Here is a 17,624-nt window from a genome sequence, read left to right on the forward strand (position 1 = left end):
TGTCCTGCAGGGATACAGGGGCCACTTGCGTCGCGGGACATCAAAATTCAGCAGATCTACCGTTCGCGTAAACGGGTGAACACCCCGCGGCTACGCTGTTTGCCTGTCGGCTGGGCGGCTCGGATGAGGAGGCTAGGTTGGTAGGACGCGAAGCTCAGGCGCCGACCTGATGTTGTCGCTCTTCATCGCCGTCATCGGGCTTGTCTTCCTCACCCTTGCGCCGGTCCGCCACACCGGCATGATCTTCGTGCTCACCCTGCTCGTCACCTTCGGGATCACCGCGTTCGACATGAGCACCCACCAACCCACCAGCACCGACGTCACAGGCTTCGCACTGGCACTCATGCTCGGCGGGCCCGCTCTGCTGATCAGAAGCGAGCGAGGAATGAAGGGCTGACTTCGTCGAACGGAAACCTCATCCGCTCAGGAAGACCAGCCGGAACTTACCGATCTGCACTTCGTCGTTATTGGCCAGCACCGCTGAGTCCACCGGCTGCCGGTTGACGTAGGTGCCGTTGAGGCTACCGACGTCGGCGACGGCCCAATTGCCGCCCTCGTCGAGGCGAAACTCCACGTGCCGGCGGCTCACGGTGACGTCGTCGAGAAGAATGTCGCTGTCGGGATGGCGCCCCGCCGAGGTGACCGGCCGATCGAGCAAGAATCGGGAACCGGCGTTCGGGCCACGCTTGACGATGAGCAGCGCGGATCCGCTCGGCAGCTCTTCGACGGTTTCCGCCACGGCAGCGGGCGAACCTTCATCCGGCTCGTCGAGGAACTGGGTGCCGTAATCCGCGGTGGTCTCCCCCACCGCTTCGGTGAGGTGTTGGTCGTCGTCGCCGCGGTTCACGTGTTGCTCCCACCACCCAGGGCACCATCGGATGCCCGCTAGCCCACGAGAAATACCCGCCTTCCGGCGGTCTTATGCACCTCACGTCCGGCTGAGGATGAACGCCTCGATGTGACGCTCGCCGGCGCGCACTTCGTACTTGCTCCAGCCGGGATACATCTTGAGGCCGTTCGCCCAGATCTGGTCGCGTTCCTCGGGCGTGGCGAGCCGGGCGGTGCCCTGCCAGGTGTCGCGGCCGATCGACACCGTGGCCTCCGGGTGCGCCTTGAGGTTGTGGTACCAGGCGGGGTGCTTGGCGCCGCCGAAGTTGGACGCGATGAGCGCAACGCCGTCGGGGTGCGGGATGCCGTACAGCGCAACGGTGCGCGGTGCCCCGGATTTGGCACCGGTGGTGGTGAGGATGACCGCCGGAACTCCCGTCACGAGCCCGGCGAAGCTGCTCCTGCCGCCGGTGAATTTGGTGAGCAGTCGGTCGAGGTGGTGTGCCATCGGGCGGAGGAGCGCCCCGCCCGCCGTCGTGGCCGCGAAGCTGCGCATGAACCGATGGAAAGCGTTGGCGTGGTCGAAGGAGAGGTCCGACATGGTGTCATTGTTGCCGGAACTCGGCGCCGCGTCACCCTGGCGGATTGAGTGTGCGCGCAGGGCGAGGTTCGACGGCGTGTCGCCGCCGCTGCTTCACACTCAATGGCGGGACAATCGCGAGATCGCCCTTCTCTGAGGAGGTCTGGATGAACCTGGCGCTGTGGATCATCGCGATCGTTCTGGCGGTCGCATTCGTCGGCAGCGGGCTGTTGAAGCTGGTTCGCACCAAGGATCAACTTGTATCCTCGGGCTTCGGGTGGGCGGAGGACTACAGCCCGTCGACGATCCGGCTCATTGGGGTCGCCGAGATACTCGGCGCGATCGGGCTGATCGTGCCGGCCCTGGTGCACATCGCGCCGATCCTGGTGCCGCTGGCCGCAGTCGGTCTCGCGCTGGTCATGATCGGTGCGGGCGTCGTGCACGCTCGGCGCAGGGAGACACCGTTTGTTGCGATGAACGCGGTGCTGCTGGCGCTCGCCGTCTTCGTCGCCTGGGGCCGTTTCGGGCCGTACCCGCTTACGTAGTCACACCAGCTTGGTGCTGTCGACCTGATCCCTGTCGTACCCGATGACGGGCGCCGAGTCGCCGTAGACGTCCAGGGTGTGGATGAAGCGGTGCACTCCCATCACCCCGGCGCAGGTGAATCCGAGTTCGATGATCTGCGCGGCGGTGAAGTGCTCCCCCAACCGCTGGTAGAACTCGTCGTCCATGGCGTGGTGATCGGAGGAGAGCAGGTCGAGGAACTCGACGGCCATCTGCTCCTGCGGGGTGAGCGCGCCGTGGCCCGGGGCGAGCAGGCACGCGACGTCCTCGTCGGTGATCGAGTCGTGCTTGCGGGACTGGCTGCACGGTTCGCATTCGCCGAGCTGGGCGCTGCGGATCCGCAGCAACTCCAGGATCCGGCCGCCCAGCAGGGTGCCGGCCCCCAGCACGGTCCTGGCCGCGTTGACCTGGTCGAGCTGTGCGCTGCGGTACGCGAAGATCTGCAGGGGCACCGGCGTCGCGTACAGACCGGCGGCCACGCCGGCCTCCACGATTTCGCGGGAGTGGGAGCTGAGCTCTTCCATCGGGATTGGCGCAATACGCGGCATCGAATCAGGCTAACTTCTTTGTGCGTCGGCCAAAAGGAGAACTCGATGTCCAGACTTGCCGGAAAGGTCGCGATCGTCACCGGCGGCGCGGGCGGAATCGGCGCGGCGACCGCGCGCGAACTGGCCCGCGCAGGCGCCGCCGTCGCGGTCGTCGACATCGACCAGGCCAAGGCCGCCGGGGTCGCCGACGAGATCCGGCAGACCGGGGCGCGGGCACTCGCTCTCGGCGGCGACCTGGCCGACGAGGACACGGCGCGCCAAGTGGTGCAGTCCACCGTCGCGGAGTTCGGCCGGGTCGACGTGCTGCACAACAACGCGGCGCTGACCGCGAGCGACTTCTTGTCGCGCGACACCACGGTGACCGAGATGCCGCTGGATGTGTGGCGCCGGTCCATTGATGTCAACCTCGGAAGTCAGCTGCTGATGTGCAAGTACGCGGTTCCCGAAATGCGAAGGGGCGGTGGCGGTTCCATCGTCAACATGTCCTCGGGGGCGGCGCTGTCGGGTGATAAGACCCGGCTGGCCTACGGGGTGTCGAAGTCCGGGGTGCACGCGCTGACGATGTACGTCGCGACCAGCGAGGGAAAGCGCGGCGTGCGGGCGAACACCGTCGTGCCCGGACTGATCCTCACCGACGCGGTGCGCGCGCACCTCTCCGAGGACGTCATCGGCAGCCTCGGCCGCGCCACGTTGACGCCGTACCTCGGGCAACCGAAAGACGTTGCCGAACTGGTGGCTTTCCTGGCCTCGGAGCAGTCGCGCTACATCACCGGGCAAATGATCGCCATCGACGGGGGGATGTCTGCGCACGTCGGGCTGGACACCGGCGATTAGAAACTCACCCTAGAGGATCGCGTCGGCGAGGCGGTCGAGCTGCTCGACCGCCCCGCCCGTCGGATGAAACAGCAGCCGGTCGAAGCCCAGCTCCCGATACCGGCGAACAGTGTCGCGCGCATCGTCCGCGGAGCAGACCATATCGGCGACATTCACCGCCGCGTACTCCGGAGCGAACCCGTAGTAGCGCGCCAGGTGGTCCCGTCCTTCCGCGACGGCCTCGGGCGACCCAAGACCGAAATTCACCGATGCCTGCAGGTAGGGGCGCCCCGGCCGGCCCGCGGCCCGCCAGCCGGCGCGGATGCGCTCGGCCAACGCCTCCTGTTCGTCATAGTGGCGCACGGCGCCGGCCGCCCACCCGTCGCCGGTGCTGATCACCCGCCGTACCGTGGCAGCGGACCGGCCACCGAAGAGCAGCGGAATATGCACGGGCGCAGGGCATAACGCGGTGTCATCGGCGACTGGTCCGCCGGCCCACAGCCCGCGCATGCGCTCGACCTGTTCGTCGAGTATCCGGCCGCGTCTGCGGAAATTGGCGCCGGCGCTGGCGTAATCGTCGCACCGGTTACCCACACCCAGGCCAACGACCAGTCGGCCACCGGAGATGTGAGCCACGCTGGCGAGCTGCTTGACCAGCGGAACGACTGGATACACCGGGGCCAGTAGGACATTGGTCACCAGGGTCACGTCCTTCGTGGCGCCGGCCGCGGCGGCCAGGGCGATCAGCGAGTCGATACCCGGGTAGATCAGGCGGTCGACCGTCGTGACGGATTCGAACCCGCGCTGCTCGGCGCGGCGGGCCCACTGAGCCACCGCCGGGCCCAAGATGCCGGCGATATGGTTCGGCAGCCCGATCCCCAGTCTCACAGCACATCCTCAACCCTGACATGGGAATTCACGGCCGCCAGGACCCGACCATAGTGGCCGTCCCGTTCGGCGTAGCGCAGCGCACGGGCGGCGTCGACCACGACTTCCGTGACCGGCGGCTGCGCGGAGAGCGACGCCATCACCTCGGCGACGAACTCGTCCCCGTCTACCGAGTCGGAATCTCCGGGGCCGTCCATCTCCATACTCGCCCGCGGTGGAGCGATCTCGATGACGTGAATACCACTCTCCTGCAATTTCATTGGGTGCCTCCGCTTTTGACAACAATGTGTCCTCAGCATTGGCCCCGCCATCGATCCTCGCCAGAAATACCCAGGCAGACGGCCAAACTAGGACAGATGGCCCCGGCTTCTGTAGTGTTTTCATCACGATGGAGCAGTTAGACGGTCATATTCTGCACGCGCTGCAACTCGCACCGCGGGCGCCGTTCCGGCGTATCGCGGAAGTGATCGGCGCCGGTGAGCAAACCGTCGCGCGCCGCTACCGGGCCCTGCGCCGCGATGGTGCACTCCGCGTGATCGGCGTGGTGAATCCCCGGCTGTACGGTGAATGCCAGTGGATTGTGCGGGTACACGCCAAACCCGACAACCTGCCTCGGCTCGGCGAGGCGCTGGTTCGCAGGCCCGAGGTCACCCACGCCAACGTGTTATCCGGTGGTACCGAACTCGTCTGCGTTATCCGCGCGCCGATCGGCGACACCGCCGACGGACTGCTGCATCGTCTACCCCGCACGCCGGCCGTCCTCGAGATGCGGATCAACCTGGTACTCAATGTGTTCGGCTCACCCACAGGTGCACACTGGACCGGCCACGGCCACGCCCTGGACGAGGAACAGATCAAGGCGCTGCAGCAACAGGTCGAGGGTGCGCACCCGGATCGGCCCGCCGCGCCCACGGCCGAGGACCGGCCGCTGTTGGACGCGTTGGCCAACGACGGCCGCATCGCCGACAGCGCGCTGGCGACGCTCACCGGGTGGTCACCGGCGCGAGTCAAGCGCCGACTGGCCGCGCTACAGGCCTCCGACACGCTCGCCTACGACCTGGACATGCTGCCGGAGCGGCTCGGATTCATGCTGAACGCAATAATCTGGATCTCCACGGCGCCGCGCCACCTGGTGTCGGCGGCCGAACAGATCGCGCGGCATGCTGAGGTCGCCTCGGTCGTCGCCGTCGGCGGTCCGGCCAACCTGATGGTCGTCGTGATCTGCCGAGACGCCGGCGACCTCTATCGCTACGTTGCCGAGCGCCTGGCAAACGTCGACCACATCCAGGCCTACGACGTCAGCGTCCGCAGCAAGCGGCTCAAGCAGGTGGGCTCGCTGGTTTCGCGCGGCCGGTTAATCCGCACCTAGCCGCTCGTCGGTCCCAGCGCGTACCCGCCGGTCTCCGGGTGGTGATACCAGCCGCTGGCGGCGTGGGTGCCGCCGTCGACGTGAATCGTCTGGCCGGTGATGTAGCTCGACATCTCAGAGGCGAGAAAGACTGCCGCTCCTGCCATTTCGTCGACGTGGCCGGCGCGCCCCATCGGCACGGTGAGGCCGAATCGCTGCTCGGAGCCGGGCGGCGCGATCGCCCTGATGCCTTCGGTCAGGGTGATATCGGGCGCCAGCGCGTTGACCCGGATGCCGTGCGGTGCGAGCTCCAGTGCGGCGGTCTTGGTGTAGTTGATGACACCCGCCTTGGCCGCCGCGTAGGTGGCGTAACCGGGCGCCGCGCGCACGCCCTCGATCGAGGTGACGCTGATGATGCTGCCCGGCAGCTTCCGCTCGACGAGGATGCGCGCCACCCGCTGCGTGCACAGGTAAACGTGGCGCAGGTTGGCCTTGTACAGCGCGTCCCAACCGTTTTCGCTGGTGTCGAGGATCCCCGACCAAAACACGCCGCCGGCATTGTTGACCAGGATCGTCACCGTGCCGAGTTCGGCGGTCGTCTGCGCAAGCGCGGCGTCCACCGCGGCACTGTCGCGGACGTCGACGGGGAGCCCCAGCGCGCCGATCTCCTCGGCGGCCGACGCGCACGAGTCGGGGTTGCGTTCCCAGATCGCGACCCGCGCGCCGAAGGCCTTCAGCCCCGCCGCGATGCCGCGCCCGATGCCCGCGCCCCCGCCGGTGACCACCGCGACGCGGTCGGTCAGAAGCACGGTGGAGGGATCGAGTGTCATGGAACTGAATATAGAACAATGCGACGTCAAGGTTTACAGTCTTTACTGATTATGTTCGATATGTAATTAGCGGAGGGCCGCCATGACCAGCACTATCTTCGTCACCGGCGCGACCGGACAGACCGGCGGCAACGTGTGCCAGCAGTTGATCGAGCGGGGCGACCGGGTGCGCGCGCTGGTGCGCAATCCTGACGAGGCGACGGCGCTGGCCGGGATCGGCGTGGAACTGATCAAGGGCGACATCACCGACGCCGACGACGTGCTGCGCGCGGCCAAGGGCGCCGACGCGGCCATTCACTGCGCGGCGCTGCTGGGCGGCGCGAGCCAGGACCTGGCGGACTTCAAGGCCGTCAACATGGTCGGCACCGCGAACGTCCTGGACGCGGCCAAGGCCCACGGCATGCGTCGCGTCGTCGCCCTGAGCACCGCCACGTTCCTCGATCTGAGCACCGGCGTCGACTTCGAAGAGGCACCCGTGCTGCGCAACCCGCCGGGCGACCCCTACACCGTCACCAAACTCGCCGCATTCCTGGACGCGCACGAACGAGCCGCCGCGGGCGACGACGTGCTGACCTGCCACCCGGGCGCGATCTTCGGCCCCGGCCTGGTCGTCGAACGCGCCCTGCACCGCACCAGCTTCAACCGGGTGCTGCTGGCCGGCATGCGCGGAAAGATCAAGCGCTACTTGGCTTTTCCGGTGACGTGGGTGGCCGGGGCCGATGTCGCGAGGGGCTCGATTGCCGCGCTGGACAACGGGGTGGCCGGCGAGCGTTACCTGCTGGTCGGCCGGCCCGAGGACACCTTCAGCACCGCCGGGGGCATCAATCGCGCGTGTGAGATCGCCGGAATCGACCATCGCGTCGAGGATCTCGACTACCGCACGGATCCCGAGGCGCTGACCGCCGAATTCGGGCCCACCCTGATGGCCATCGCGGCGGCCGCGGCCAAGAGCGAGCGCAGGCCCAGGGCGGCCGACAACCTGACCACCCGGCGCCTCGGCTATGCGCCGATGTCCTTCGATGACGGCCTGCGACTGCTGATCTCGTGGCTGCGCGGGCTCGGCAAACTGTAGGGGCCGCCGTGGTGGATCTGGCCGATCGGATCCTCGACGCGGCCCAGCGGCTGGTGTTCCGGGCGGGGGCCCGCAAGTTGTCGCTGTCGGACGTGGCGGCCCGGGCCGGGGTGTCGCGGCCCACGCTCTACCGGTACTTCGCGTCCAAAGAGGAGCTCGTCGACGCGCTGGGAAAACGCGAGCGCCGGCGCTTCAACGCCGCGATGGACGACGCGATGTCCGGCGTCGTCGGGGTCGCGCGGCTGGAGGCCGCGGTGGACGTCGTCGCGACCTTCGTCGAGGCCCAGCCGCCCGGCCGGCTGCTCGACCTGGAACCGGCGTTCGCGCACGACCAGATGGCGCAGGCGTTGCCGATGCTCGCCGACGGGCTGACGAGCGTATTGCGGCGCTGCGCCCGCGAGGGCGCCTTCGTCACCGCGGTGGACAGTGCCGACCTCGCCGGTGCCGTCGCGCGAACCGCGCTGAGCCACTACATCTTTCCCGACGCCGACCGCACCGCCGCGCGCCGGCAGATCCGGGCCGCGGCCGGCCTCTCCGCTCAGTCGAGCTGAAACTTCGTCGCGCCGAACGGTTCCGAGGTGCCCAGCGCGAACACCGTCGACGGGCGAACGCGATAGGCATACCACGGCGCCGGGCCGGCGGACGGGGCGCTGAACTCCGCCGTCAGCGCATCGCCCGCAGCCTCGCACGGCCACCCGCCGCGGGCGAAAGTGGCCGCCACCGAAGCCAATTCGGCTGGATCGGCGACCCGTTCGGCGGCACCTTCGATGACGAGGTCGAACGGATCGGTGGCGACGCTGAGCACGCACCTGGCGTCGCGGGCCAAGTTCCGGGACTTGCGGGTCGCGGGGCCGGAGGTGAAATACCAGGCCCCGTCCCACCGAGCCACCCCGACCGGCATCACATGCGGGCTGCCGTCGGGATTGATCGTGGTCAGCCACACCGTGTGCCGCCGCGGACCGCCCGTTTCCGGCGCCTGCGTCAGCTCGCCGTCCAGCACGGCCTTGACGCGGCCCCACTCAATCGTCGGTGCTCCGTATCCGTCGAGATTGCGCTCTGTGATCGTCATGCCGGTATTGACCGGTTCCGGGCCCGGAAATCATCGCTCGCGCAGCAGGAACAGGCCGTAGGCGGCGATCGACTGCGCGTCGGTGATCACCCCGGTGCGCATCATCTGCTCAACGTCTTCGCGCGAGAACCATTCGCTGCGCATGTCCTGTTCCTCGTGCTCGCGATCCGATTCGCCCTCGGCGATCCCGGTGGCCAGGAACACCCAGCCGCGCTGGCTGCTCATCCCCGCGGCGACGTCGAGCTGGCCGAGCGCCTCGAACGACGTCGCGCGCAGTCCCGTCTCCTCGCGCAACTCGCGCTCGGCCAACCGGGCCGGCTCGGCCTCGACAAGGTCCGGAGCGCTGCCCTGCGGGAACTCCCAGCGCCGCGCGCCGAGCGGATAGCGGAACTGCTCCACCAGCCGAAACCGGTTCCCGTCGTAGGGCATCACCAGCGCGTACGTCGGCTTGTCCACCACGGCGTAGATGCCCAGACTCCCATCGGGACGGCGGATGTCGTCCTCCCGGATCGCGAGCCAGTGGTTCCGATAGATCTCGCGGGACGCTACGCATTCGATGAAAGGCACCCCGCCAGTATCGCGGCGAACAGTGCGTTGCCTCTGCGCCGGGACGGGTTTACCGTGATCGCTTCACCTCACAGCGAGGCAAGGTATGCCACAACCAACCGACCGCGCAGCTCTCGCCGCCGACCTCGACCGGGCGCGCACCGACTTCCACCACCTCGTCGAGATCGCCGATGACGACGATTGGGCCAAACCGACCATGGGGACCCGGTGGAACAACGAGGAGCTGCTGTTCCACATGGTGTTCGGATACATGGTCGTGCAGCGCCTCCTGTTGCTGGTGCGCTTGTTTGACCGGCTCCCCGACTCCGTCAGCCGCGGTTATGCGCGGCTGCTCAACGCGGTCACACCCGCATTCGACGGGATCAACTTCTACGGATCGCGTTTCGCCGCACGCGTCTACAACCGAAAGCGGATGGCCGCCAAGCTGGACCGCGTGATCGATGCGCTGCAACGGTCGCTACACCGAGCGCCCGAGCACGCCTTCGGACGGGGCATGCACTATCCGGCCGACTGGGACCCCTACTTCCGCGACTACATGACATTGGCGGATGTTTACCGCTACCCAGGTCAGCACTATGACCATCATCGGCGCCAGCTGACGCTGACGAAGCCGGCCGCACCCGGCCAGGAGTAGCCTCCCAAGCCATGCCCTCCCAGGAAGCCATCGCGCAGACCGTCAACCGCTACCTCGAGCTCGTCGCCGGCGGCAAAACCGACGAAATCCTCAACCTGTATGCCCCGGACGCGACCGTCGAGGACCCGATCGGATCGGACGTCCGGCGCGGACACGACGCCATCCGCGAGTTCTATGCGGGATTTCAAGACCTCAAGAAAGACACCGAACTCTCCGAGCTGCGCGTCGGCGGCAGCGAGGCGGCGTACTTGTGGCACCTCACGCTCCACACCGGTGACAGCCGCAGCCGCATCTCACCCATCTCGCACATGACGTTCGACGAGGACGCCAGGATCACGTCGATGCGGGCGTTCTGGTCGCCGTCGGACGTCAAGGTCCTCTGATCAGGCCTCGGCGGCGCGTTTGATGCGCCGCAGCGTCTCCTCGATGCCCCGGTTGACCTGGCGTCCCCGGGGCACCAGGGCCTCGGCGAGCCGGTTGGCGACCGAGCACCACAGGAACTCGAACGACTCGGTGAGCAACGTCCCCGACGCAGACGGCTCCATGGTGTAGCGCCAACGGGTTTCCTCGCGGAGGGCACGGTCGTTGACGGTGGCGAAGCCGAATTCGCGGCCCCGGTCGGCCATGTCGATCACCGCGGTGCGCTGCCAGCGCATGCGGCCGAGCCGGTTGTATCCGCGAAACCGCACGCCCGGCGCCGCCGCGATCGCCCCGTCCAGCCACTCGCAGCGGTAACACTCCGGGCTCCACTCACCCATCCGGGTGACGTCGGCGATCAGGTCGTACAGGGCCTCCGGGGACGCGGCGACCTCGATACTGCTGTGGCCGCGCCGCGCCGTGGGCATGACCCGAGTATGTCACATCCGCGACTTCGCTTGCGGCACAATGGTTCCGCTCCCGCGCGGGGCGCTCCCGGCGCGGCGATTCTGAGTTTCGGCCGGGTAAAACTCGTGTCTTGCGGCGTCGGCGGCGATAATGCATCGATGACCCCACGAGACGGCGATCCACCGCTCTAGCATGCGACGGCACATCATCGTCAGCGGTGAGGACGCGCTGGCCACGACGATCATCGACGAGCTGAACAACGCCGGCGTCAGCGTCGTCAAGCTCAACAGCCCCGCCGAGCTTGCCCACGTCGAGGCCGACCGCGCTGTCGCCGTCGTCTGCGCCGGGGACGACGACGCGATAAACCTCGAAATCGCCTTGCTGGCAAGGAAAGCCAACCCAAGGGTGCGGGTGGTCGCGCGGCTGGGCAATGACGTGCTCCGCGAAGCGGTGGCCGACGACAACGGCCCCGGGGCCATTCTGGACGTCGCCGATCTCGCCGCGCCCTCGGTGGTCGAGGCGTGCCTGGCCCACAGCACGCACCCGTTCGAGGCGGCCGGCATCAAGTTCGTCGTCTCCGACGGCGAGGCGCCGCGCGACGGAACCCTGCGCGAGATCTACGGCGATCTGGCGCCCGTGGCGGTGATTCACGGCCCGAACTCCCCCAACCCCGGCGAGGTGGTGGCATGCCCGGGCCGCGACCAGCCGGTGCACGCCGGTGACTGGACCGCGATGATCGGCACGCCCGACGAGCTGGCCGGCCTGGGCATCAAGATCGCTCGGGCGAGCCGCGTGCGCACCCGCCCGCCCCAGCTCCGGCGGGCTTTCGACGCGTTACGCACCCTGCGCAACGACGTCAACCCGACGTTTTACCGCGCGCTGGCCGCCGCGCTGGGCTTGCTGATCGGGTCGACGATCGTGTTGCGGTTTGCCTACCGGCCCCATCCCGGGATGACGTGGCTCGATGCCCTGTACTTCAGCACCGAGACGATCGCGACCGTCGGCTACGGCGACTTCAGCTTCCTGCACCAACCCACCTGGTTGCGGCTGTTCAGCATCACCTTGATGTTCGCCGGGGTGATGACCACCGCGCTGCTGGTCGCATTCATCGCCGACCTGCTGTTGTCCCGGCGCTTCGCCTACTCCGCCGGCCGCCGGCAGGCGCGCCACCTGCGCAATCACATCATCGTGGTCGGGCTGGGCTCGTTCGGCAGCCGCGTCGCCGCGGATCTGGTCGCGGCGGGATACGACGTCGCGGTCATCGAGCGCGACGAGAACAACCGCTTCCTGTCGACGGCGGCCGAACTCGAGGTGCCCGTGGTGTTCGGCGACGCGACGCTCGCTCAGACCCTGGAGTCGGCCCGCGTCGAACACGCCCGCGCCGTCGCCGTGCTGACCCAGGACGACATGGTCAACATCGAGACAGGAATCGTGCTGCGCGAGATGCTGGGCCCCCGGGTGATGCCCGAAGTTGTCCGGCCCGATGTGCCGATCGTGCTGCGGATATTCGACCGTTCGCTGGGCGTCGCCGTGTCACAACGGTTCGGCTTCGACCACGTTCGCTCGACCGTCGAATTGGCCGCACCGTGGTTCATCGGCGCCGCCATGGGCCTGCAGGTGCTCGGGACGTTCTGGGTCGGGCAGCGCTCGTTCATGGTCGGCGGCATGCATGTGGCGGCCCGCAGCGAACTGGACGGGCTGCGGATGTTCGAGCTGTCGACCCACACCCGGGTCATCGCGATCACCCGGGAGGACGCGCCGGTGCAGCTGCACCCGCGGCGCGACGCGCGGCTGTGCGCCGGGGACACCGTCTACCTCGTCGGCCCGTACCGCGAGCTGCTCGCGACGCTGCGCAAGGGGCAGCCTCCCCAGCAGCCCGAGATCGGCGGCGAGCGCCGCCCGGCCTAGCGGCCTAGAGCTGGGCCGCCACGTCGGCCGCGCGGCGCAGCTGGTCGACGTCCGAACTCGTCGGGATGAGCTGGACCTCGTCGGTGCCGATGCCCTCGAACTTGCGCAGGATCGCCAACAGCTCGTCCTCGCTGCCGGCCCAGCCGGTCATGGGCGCCATCGCGTCGACGTACTCGGCCGGTATCCAGTTCATGTAGCGCCGGAGGTGGCGATGCACCTGGGCGCGGGCCTGCTCGGGCGGGCCGAACGCGAACCAGAACGACGTCACCAGATGCGGTGTGGGCCTGCCGGCCTGCGCCCACGCGTCGCGCGCCACGTCGAACAGCTCGTTCTGCTTGGCGACGTCGAGGTCCAGCGTGGTGCCGGCCAGGCCGTCGGCCCAGGCCGCGGCGCTGCGGATCGTCTTCGGCCCGATGCTGCCGACGAAGAGCGGCGGACCGCCGGGCTGGACCGGGGCCGGGCCCACCGGCAGCACCGACTCGGTGAGCTTTTCCCCGGCCCACACCCGTCTCATCGCCGCCACCCGGTCGGCCATGCCGCGCATCGTCTGCGTCGCCGGGTCGGCGCCCACGGCGTGATAGTCCTCGTGCCTGCCGCCGACGCCGATGCCTACCGTGAGGCGCCCGCCGCACAGCATGTCGCCGGTGGCCAGCGCCTTCGCCAGCATCACCGGGTCGTGCAGCTGCGGCACGATCACGGTCGTCAGCAGCCGCACCCGCCGAGTCCAGGCCGCCAGCGCACCGAGCAGCGTCAGGTTGTCCGGGTTGTCGAACGCAATCCGCTCACCCCAGCACAGCGACGAGAACGGGCCCTCGTCGATCGTGCGGGCCCAGTTTTCGAGCACGGCCGCATCCAGATCCGGCTCCATCACCGGCATGGTCATCGCTATCTGCACAGACGCGATTCTGGCAGCATGAGGTGGATGGGTTTCACCAGCACCTCCATCGCACACGTCCGACTGACCGTGACCGATATCGAGCGGTCCCGGCAGTTCTACGAGAGCGTCTTCGGCTGGCCGGTGTTGCTCGAGGTCCCCGAGAACGCCGACGAGGCCACCCGCAGCCAATACGGCTTCCTGTTCGGGGGCGTCATCTACGACCTCGGCGGCACGCTGCTCGGGCTGCGGCCGGTCGCGACGGACCGGTTCGACGAGGATCGCGTCGGCCTCGACCACATCGCGTTCCGGGTCGGCAGCAAGGCCGAATTGGACGCCGCGGCCGCCCATCTCGACGAAGTCGGCGTGGGGCACGAGCCCGTCAAAGACATTGGGCCGTCGTACATCCTGGAGTTCCGCGACCCCGACAACATCGCGCTGGAGCTGACGGCGCCGAAGTAGGGCTCTTCTTCGCCGCGAGGGCGCGCAGAATGACGGCCCGCGCGGCGTGTCGCCGTACAAACACGCGCGCTCGCGGGAGCGTAGGGGTCCCGGAGGGGTAAAAGGGAACTATGGCGATCAGTTTCAACCACACCATCGTCGCCTCGCGCGACAAGCGGGAATCCGCGGAATTCCTCGCCGAGCTGTTCGGCCTGCCCAGCCCGAAACCGTTCGGCCACTTCATGGCCGTCGCGCTCGAGCACGGCGCCACCCTCGACTACGCCGACGCCCCCGCGGGCGACGAGATCCGGCGCCAGCACTACGCGTTTCTCGTCTCCGAAGAGGACTTCGACGCCATCTACGGCAAGATCACCTCGCGCGGTCTGCAGCACTGGGCGGATCCCGGCCGCCAGCGGCCCGGCGAGATCAACCGCAGGGACGGCGGCCGCGGCGTCTACTTCCTGGATCCCTCCGGCCACGCCATGGAGATCCTGACCCGCCCCTACGGCTCGGGCGGCTAGTCGCCGCTGCGCGGTGAACCGTGCCGCGTGTGTTCCTGGTCGCGATAGTCATCGGCCATCTGTGCGACGTGCTTGGGCAGGGCGCCGGCCGCGACGTCGGCCAGGGTCGTTTCTTCCAGCACCGAGCGCATGCTGGCCCGCAGCGCGCGCCACACGTCGGCCAACGGCGCGGTGGGCCCTGAATACGGCAGGTCACCGAGCCCGATGTCGCGGACGCTGGCCAACGGACCGTCGATGCAGCGCAGCACGTCGGCGATGCTGATCTCGCGTCCGGGGCGGGCCAGTTCGTAACCGCCCTCGCGACCGCGATGGCTGCGCACCAGGCGGTCGGTGCGCAGGTTGGTGAGGATGTCGACGAGGAACTGCGGCGGTATGCCCTGTGCCTGGGCCAATTCGTCGGTCGTCACCAGGGTGCCGGGGTCGGCCGTCGCGAGCTGGACCATCGCCCGCACCGCGTACTCCGCCTTGGCCGACATCCGCATGTGTGGATTGTGCCATTGACGCGAGCGGTGCTTAGGGGCGCAACTCCAGCAGGTCGATCACCAGCTGCGCCTGCTCGCCGACGCCGCGATCCGGCGTGAGCCGCAGATCCGGGTTCTCCGGCTGCTGATAGGGGCTGTCGACGCCGGTGAAGTTCGCGATCTCGCCGGCGCGCGCTTTGGCGTATAGCCCCTTGGGATCACGCTTCTCGCAGTCGTCGAGTGGGGTGTCGCAGAACACCTCGAAAAATTCCTGCCCGCTCGTGGCGTGGACCTTGCGCGCCAGCTCGCGATGCTCGGCCAGCGGGCTGATCACCGGCACCAGCACGGTTTGGCCGGAGTCGGCCAGCAGCGCCGCCACGTGCGCCAGCCGGCGCAGGTTCTCCGCGCGGTCGGCCATGGAAAAGCCCAGGTCGGCGTTCAGGCCGTGACGCAGGTTGTCGCCGTCGAGAACGTAAGCGGGAAAACCACTTTCGAGCAGCTTCCGTTCGACCTCCATGGCCACGCTGGACTTGCCCGAGCCGGACAGGCCGGTGAACCAGATCGTCCTGCCGCGCGGCCGGGATCCCGCACCGACGAGCGACTTGTGCCGCACGGTGTTCGGGCTCGACGCCTGCGTCGAGACGTCCCGCAACACCATGCCCGCCGCCACCGTGCCATTGGTGTTCGGGTCGATCAGGATGAACGAGCCGGTGCTGGAGTTACGGGTGTACTCGTCGAGCAGCAGGGGAACCTGGGTGCGCAACGAAACGCGGCCAAGTTCGTTGAGCTGCAACGCCTCTGCGGCCTTGTCCCGGTGCAGGGTATTGACGTCGAGCCGGTACTCCAGCGCGGTCACCCGGGCGCGCGTCGTTCGGGTGGTGTGCTTGATCAGGTAGTCGCGGCCGGGCTCCAGCGCCGCCTGGTCGGCCATCCAGCACACCGTCGCGTCGAAATCCTGCGCGACCCTGGGCTGGTTGTGGGTGCGGGCGATCATGTCGCCGCGCGAGATGTCGATTTCGTCGGCGAGGCTGACCGAGACGGCCATCGGCGGAAACGCCTCTTCCACAGGGCCGCCTGCGCCCTCGATCGCGGTGATCCGGGTGGTCTTGCCGATCGGCAGCACGACCACCTCGTCGCCGGGGCGCATCACCCCGCTGGCCACGGTGCCGGCGTAACTGCGGTGGTCCTGATGCTCGTGGGTGTGCGGCCGGATGACGTATTGCACCGGGAACCGCACGTCGACCAGGTTGCGGTCACCGGCGATGTAGACCTCTTCGAGGTGCGACAGCAGCGCCGGCCCCTCGTACCAGGGCGCGTTGTCCGACTTGGTCACCACGTTGTCGCCGTTCAGCGCGGAGATCGGGATGGTGGCCACGTCCTGGACGTCGAGACGCGCCGCGAACGCATAGAACTCGTCGCGGATCCACTCGAATCTTTCTTTGTCCCAGTCGATCAGGTCCATCTTGTTGACGGCGAGCACGATGTGCTGGATGCCCAGCAGCGACGCGAGGAACGCGTGCCGGCGGGACTGCTCGAGCAGGCCGTGGCGGGCGTCGACGAGCACGATCACCAGCTGGGCGGTCGACGCGCCGGTCACCATGTTGCGCGTGTACTGGATGTGACCGGGGGTGTCGGCGATGATGAATTTCCGCTTGGGAGTGGCGAAGTAGCGGTAGGCGACGTCGATGGTGATGCCCTGCTCCCGCTCAGCCCGCAGGCCGTCGGTGACCAGCGCCAGATCGGTGTAGTCGTGGCCGCGCTCCTCCGACGCCCTCTCCACCGACGCCCATTGGTCTTCCATCACGGCCTTGGAGTCGTAGAGCAGTCGCCCGATCAGGGTGGACTTGCCGTCGTCGACGGAGCCTGCGGTGGCCAGCCTCAATAACGTTGTCATCAGAAGTAGCCCTGCCGTTTCCGGTCTTCCATCCCCGCCTCCGAGATGCGGTCGTCGGCCCTGGTCGCGCCGCGCTCGGTCAGCCGGGACACCGCCGTCTCGGCGATGACCTCCGACACGGTGGAGGCCTCCGACTCCACGCATCCGGTGCAGGTGACGTCGCCGACGGTGCGGAACCGCACCGTCGCCTCGAACACCGGCTCGTCGGCGCGCGGCTGCATGTGCCGGTGCACCGCGAGCAGCATGCCGTCGCGGCTGAACACCTTGCGCCGGTGCGCGAAATAGATCGACGGCAGCTTGATCTTCTCGGCACCGATGTAGGACCAGATGTCGAACTCGGTCCAGTTGGACAGCGGGAAGACGCGGATGTGCTCGCCCTTGTGATGCCGGCCGTTGTACAGGTTCCACAGCTCGGGCCGCTGGGCCTTGGGGTCCCACTGGCCGAACTCGTCGCGGAAGCTGAACACCCGCTCCTTGGCCCGCGCCTTTTCCTCGTCGCGGCGCGCGCCGCCGAACGCGGCGTCGAACTTGTTCTCCCGGATGGCGCGCAGCAGCGTCACGGTCTGGATCGGGTTGCGCGACGGGATCGTCTCGACGACGCGTCCCGCGTCGATGTCCTCCTGTACCGACGCCACCACCAGCCGCACCCCGGACTCGGCGACCAGTTCGTCGCGGGCGGCGATCACCTCGTCGAAGTTGTGGCCGGTGTCGACGTGCATCACCGGGAACGGCAGCCGCCCGGGGCGGAAGGCCTTGAGCGCCAGGTGCAGCATGACGATGGAGTCCTTGCCGCCGGAGAACAGCAGCACCGGCCGCTCGAACTCGGCGGCCACCTCCCGGATGATGTGTATCGCCTCGGCCTCGAGCGAGCGCAGGTGGCTCAACTCGTACTGGCCGGCGGCGGGGGCCGCGTTCACAGCGCTGGTCATCGGCTACCTCGTCGTCTTATTCCTGATAAA

24 protein-coding genes are annotated in these 17,624 nt (G+C 68.2%); 11 read left to right on the plus strand and 13 right to left on the minus strand.

Features of this window, described 5'->3' with window-relative positions; all coding sequences use genetic code 11:
- Positions 1–169: 169 nt before the first annotated feature.
- Positions 170–397 carry a hypothetical protein gene (locus A5787_RS09830; protein ID WP_066965272.1) on the plus strand — a complete coding sequence of 76 codons (228 nt, stop codon included), beginning with the start codon at positions 170–172 and terminating at the stop codon, positions 395–397.
- Between the two features lie 18 nt (positions 398–415).
- Here the strand turns inward: A5787_RS09830 and A5787_RS09835 are convergent, their stop codons facing one another.
- Positions 416–847: an FHA domain-containing protein gene (locus A5787_RS09835; protein ID WP_066965275.1), complete on the minus strand. Its 432-nt coding sequence runs from the start codon at positions 845–847 to the stop codon at positions 416–418.
- Positions 848–928: 81 nt separating this feature from the next.
- A complete protein-coding gene (locus A5787_RS09840) occupies positions 929–1,429 on the minus strand; it encodes a nitroreductase family deazaflavin-dependent oxidoreductase (RefSeq protein ID WP_066965278.1) in 501 nt (166 codons plus the stop codon).
- Between the two features lie 146 nt (positions 1,430–1,575).
- Here A5787_RS09840 and A5787_RS09845 point away from each other — a divergent pair, with 146 nt between their 5' ends.
- Positions 1,576–1,953: a DoxX family protein gene (locus tag A5787_RS09845; protein WP_066965281.1), complete on the plus strand. Its 378-nt coding sequence runs from the start codon at positions 1,576–1,578 to the stop codon at positions 1,951–1,953.
- On the opposite strand, the gene A5787_RS09850 is transcribed toward A5787_RS09845, so the two are convergent.
- Positions 1,954–2,520: a carboxymuconolactone decarboxylase family protein gene (locus A5787_RS09850; protein WP_066965286.1), complete on the minus strand. Its 567-nt coding sequence runs from the start codon at positions 2,518–2,520 to the stop codon at positions 1,954–1,956. It abuts the gene before it with no gap.
- Positions 2,521–2,565: 45 nt separating this feature from the next.
- Between A5787_RS09850 and A5787_RS09855 the strand changes: the two genes are divergently transcribed.
- Positions 2,566–3,354 (plus strand): SDR family NAD(P)-dependent oxidoreductase, encoded by a 789-nt coding sequence (locus tag A5787_RS09855; protein WP_066965383.1) that lies wholly within the window; start codon positions 2,566–2,568, stop codon positions 3,352–3,354.
- A gap of 9 nt (positions 3,355–3,363) precedes the next feature.
- Here A5787_RS09855 and A5787_RS09860 read toward each other — a convergent pair whose 3' ends face one another.
- On the minus strand, positions 3,364–4,221 hold the full coding sequence (locus A5787_RS09860) for an LLM class flavin-dependent oxidoreductase (RefSeq protein ID WP_066965290.1): 858 nt from the start codon (positions 4,219–4,221) through the stop codon (positions 3,364–3,366).
- The gene (locus A5787_RS09865) at positions 4,218–4,481 is read right to left on the minus strand and encodes a hypothetical protein (protein ID WP_156763866.1); all 264 of its coding nucleotides are present in this window, start codon (positions 4,479–4,481) and stop codon (positions 4,218–4,220) included. The genes A5787_RS09860 and A5787_RS09865 overlap by 4 nt, the downstream gene beginning before the upstream one ends.
- 128 nt (positions 4,482–4,609) lie before the next feature.
- On the opposite strand from A5787_RS09865, the gene A5787_RS09870 reads away from it, so the two are divergent.
- Entirely contained in the window at positions 4,610–5,590 is a 981-nt protein-coding gene (locus A5787_RS09870) for an Lrp/AsnC family transcriptional regulator (RefSeq protein WP_066965296.1), read from the plus strand.
- Here the strand turns inward: A5787_RS09870 and A5787_RS09875 are convergent.
- Complete coding sequence (locus tag A5787_RS09875) at positions 5,587–6,399, minus strand: SDR family NAD(P)-dependent oxidoreductase (protein WP_066965299.1); 813 nt, start codon at positions 6,397–6,399, stop codon at positions 5,587–5,589. The two genes, A5787_RS09870 and A5787_RS09875, sit on opposite strands and share 4 nt — an antisense overlap.
- 82 nt (positions 6,400–6,481) lie before the next feature.
- Here A5787_RS09875 and A5787_RS09880 point away from each other — a divergent pair, with 82 nt between their 5' ends.
- Both A5787_RS09880 and A5787_RS09885 read left to right on the plus strand, forming a co-directional pair.
- Positions 6,482–7,471: an NAD-dependent epimerase/dehydratase family protein gene (locus A5787_RS09880; RefSeq protein WP_066965302.1), complete on the plus strand. Its 990-nt coding sequence runs from the start codon at positions 6,482–6,484 to the stop codon at positions 7,469–7,471.
- 8 nt (positions 7,472–7,479) lie between these two features.
- Complete coding sequence (locus tag A5787_RS09885; protein WP_231993916.1) at positions 7,480–8,022, plus strand: TetR/AcrR family transcriptional regulator; 543 nt, start codon at positions 7,480–7,482, stop codon at positions 8,020–8,022.
- On the opposite strand, the gene A5787_RS09890 is transcribed toward A5787_RS09885, so the two are convergent.
- Both A5787_RS09890 and A5787_RS09895 read right to left on the minus strand, forming a co-directional pair.
- On the minus strand, positions 8,010–8,540 hold the full coding sequence (locus A5787_RS09890; RefSeq protein ID WP_066965308.1) for a pyridoxamine 5'-phosphate oxidase family protein: 531 nt from the start codon (positions 8,538–8,540) through the stop codon (positions 8,010–8,012). The genes A5787_RS09885 and A5787_RS09890 overlap by 13 nt on opposite strands.
- Positions 8,541–8,570: 30 nt before the next feature.
- On the minus strand, positions 8,571–9,107 hold the full coding sequence (locus A5787_RS09895; protein WP_066965311.1) for an NUDIX hydrolase: 537 nt from the start codon (positions 9,105–9,107) through the stop codon (positions 8,571–8,573).
- Positions 9,108–9,192: 85 nt separating this feature from the next.
- On the opposite strand from A5787_RS09895, the gene A5787_RS09900 reads away from it, so the two are divergent.
- Complete coding sequence (locus tag A5787_RS09900; protein ID WP_066965314.1) at positions 9,193–9,741, plus strand: DinB family protein; 549 nt, start codon at positions 9,193–9,195, stop codon at positions 9,739–9,741.
- 11 nt (positions 9,742–9,752) lie between these two features.
- Entirely contained in the window at positions 9,753–10,124 is a 372-nt protein-coding gene (locus A5787_RS09905) for a nuclear transport factor 2 family protein (RefSeq protein ID WP_066965316.1), read from the plus strand.
- Here A5787_RS09905 and A5787_RS09910 read toward each other — a convergent pair whose 3' ends face one another.
- The gene (locus A5787_RS09910) at positions 10,125–10,586 is read right to left on the minus strand and encodes an SRPBCC family protein (RefSeq protein ID WP_066965319.1); all 462 of its coding nucleotides are present in this window, start codon (positions 10,584–10,586) and stop codon (positions 10,125–10,127) included.
- A 172-nt stretch (positions 10,587–10,758) separates the two neighbouring features.
- On the opposite strand from A5787_RS09910, the gene A5787_RS09915 reads away from it, so the two are divergent.
- Complete coding sequence (locus A5787_RS09915; protein WP_066965322.1) at positions 10,759–12,474, plus strand: NAD-binding protein; 1,716 nt, start codon at positions 10,759–10,761, stop codon at positions 12,472–12,474.
- A 4-nt stretch (positions 12,475–12,478) separates the two neighbouring features.
- Here A5787_RS09915 and A5787_RS09920 read toward each other — a convergent pair whose 3' ends face one another.
- Entirely contained in the window at positions 12,479–13,357 is an 879-nt protein-coding gene (locus A5787_RS09920; RefSeq protein ID WP_066965326.1) for an LLM class flavin-dependent oxidoreductase, read from the minus strand.
- 39 nt (positions 13,358–13,396) lie between these two features.
- Between A5787_RS09920 and A5787_RS09925 the strand changes: the two genes are divergently transcribed.
- Both A5787_RS09925 and A5787_RS09930 read left to right on the plus strand, forming a co-directional pair.
- The gene (locus tag A5787_RS09925; protein WP_066965385.1) at positions 13,397–13,810 is read left to right on the plus strand and encodes a VOC family protein; all 414 of its coding nucleotides are present in this window, start codon (positions 13,397–13,399) and stop codon (positions 13,808–13,810) included.
- 110 nt (positions 13,811–13,920) lie between these two features.
- Entirely contained in the window at positions 13,921–14,310 is a 390-nt protein-coding gene (locus A5787_RS09930) for a VOC family protein (protein ID WP_066965329.1), read from the plus strand.
- Here A5787_RS09930 and A5787_RS09935 read toward each other — a convergent pair.
- Genes A5787_RS09935 through cysD form a run of 3 tightly spaced genes read right to left on the minus strand, consistent with a single transcriptional unit; the run spans position 14,307 to position 17,594 of the window.
- On the minus strand, positions 14,307–14,792 hold the full coding sequence (locus tag A5787_RS09935; RefSeq protein WP_066965332.1) for an RrF2 family transcriptional regulator: 486 nt from the start codon (positions 14,790–14,792) through the stop codon (positions 14,307–14,309). The genes A5787_RS09930 and A5787_RS09935 overlap by 4 nt on opposite strands.
- 31 nt (positions 14,793–14,823) lie before the next feature.
- Entirely contained in the window at positions 14,824–16,665 is a 1,842-nt protein-coding gene (gene cysC, locus A5787_RS09940) for an adenylyl-sulfate kinase (protein WP_066965333.1), read from the minus strand.
- Complete coding sequence (cysD, locus tag A5787_RS09945) at positions 16,665–17,594, minus strand: sulfate adenylyltransferase subunit CysD (protein WP_066965336.1); 930 nt, start codon at positions 17,592–17,594, stop codon at positions 16,665–16,667. The genes cysC and cysD overlap by 1 nt, the downstream gene beginning before the upstream one ends.
- Between the last annotated feature and the right edge of the window lie 30 nt (positions 17,595–17,624).

The sequence above is a fragment of the Mycobacterium sp. 852002-50816_SCH5313054-b genome (assembly GCF_001667185.1).
Lineage (GTDB): Bacteria > Actinomycetota > Actinomycetes > Mycobacteriales > Mycobacteriaceae > Mycobacterium.

Bases quoted from the DNA above. Each gene is read 5' to 3' on its own strand.
- A5787_RS09845 (WP_066965281.1), top strand. From the start codon at position 1,576: ATGAACCTGGCGCTGTGGATCATCGCGATCGTTCTGGCGGTCGCATTC.
- A5787_RS09865 (WP_156763866.1), bottom strand. From the start codon at position 4,481: ATGAAATTGCAGGAGAGTGGTATTCACGTCATCGAGATCGCTCCACCG.
- A5787_RS09890 (WP_066965308.1), bottom strand. From the start codon at position 8,540: ATGACGATCACAGAGCGCAATCTCGACGGATACGGAGCACCGACGATT.
- A5787_RS09870 (WP_066965296.1), top strand. From the start codon at position 4,610: ATGGAGCAGTTAGACGGTCATATTCTGCACGCGCTGCAACTCGCACCG.
- cysC (WP_066965333.1), bottom strand. From the start codon at position 16,665: ATGACAACGTTATTGAGGCTGGCCACCGCAGGCTCCGTCGACGACGGC.
- A5787_RS09935 (WP_066965332.1), bottom strand. From the start codon at position 14,792: ATGCGGATGTCGGCCAAGGCGGAGTACGCGGTGCGGGCGATGGTCCAG.
- A5787_RS09855 (WP_066965383.1), top strand. From the start codon at position 2,566: ATGTCCAGACTTGCCGGAAAGGTCGCGATCGTCACCGGCGGCGCGGGC.
- A5787_RS09850 (WP_066965286.1), bottom strand. From the start codon at position 2,520: ATGCCGCGTATTGCGCCAATCCCGATGGAAGAGCTCAGCTCCCACTCC.
- A5787_RS09920 (WP_066965326.1), bottom strand. From the start codon at position 13,357: ATGACCATGCCGGTGATGGAGCCGGATCTGGATGCGGCCGTGCTCGAA.
- A5787_RS09930 (WP_066965329.1), top strand. From the start codon at position 13,921: ATGGCGATCAGTTTCAACCACACCATCGTCGCCTCGCGCGACAAGCGG.
- cysD (WP_066965336.1), bottom strand. From the start codon at position 17,594: ATGACCAGCGCTGTGAACGCGGCCCCCGCCGCCGGCCAGTACGAGTTG.
- A5787_RS09915 (WP_066965322.1), top strand. From the start codon at position 10,759: ATGCGACGGCACATCATCGTCAGCGGTGAGGACGCGCTGGCCACGACG.
- A5787_RS09925 (WP_066965385.1), top strand. From the start codon at position 13,397: ATGGGTTTCACCAGCACCTCCATCGCACACGTCCGACTGACCGTGACC.
- A5787_RS09910 (WP_066965319.1), bottom strand. From the start codon at position 10,586: ATGCCCACGGCGCGGCGCGGCCACAGCAGTATCGAGGTCGCCGCGTCC.
- A5787_RS09900 (WP_066965314.1), top strand. From the start codon at position 9,193: ATGCCACAACCAACCGACCGCGCAGCTCTCGCCGCCGACCTCGACCGG.
- A5787_RS09830 (WP_066965272.1), top strand. From the start codon at position 170: ATGTTGTCGCTCTTCATCGCCGTCATCGGGCTTGTCTTCCTCACCCTT.
- A5787_RS09840 (WP_066965278.1), bottom strand. From the start codon at position 1,429: ATGTCGGACCTCTCCTTCGACCACGCCAACGCTTTCCATCGGTTCATG.
- A5787_RS09905 (WP_066965316.1), top strand. From the start codon at position 9,753: ATGCCCTCCCAGGAAGCCATCGCGCAGACCGTCAACCGCTACCTCGAG.
- A5787_RS09875 (WP_066965299.1), bottom strand. From the start codon at position 6,399: ATGACACTCGATCCCTCCACCGTGCTTCTGACCGACCGCGTCGCGGTG.
- A5787_RS09880 (WP_066965302.1), top strand. From the start codon at position 6,482: ATGACCAGCACTATCTTCGTCACCGGCGCGACCGGACAGACCGGCGGC.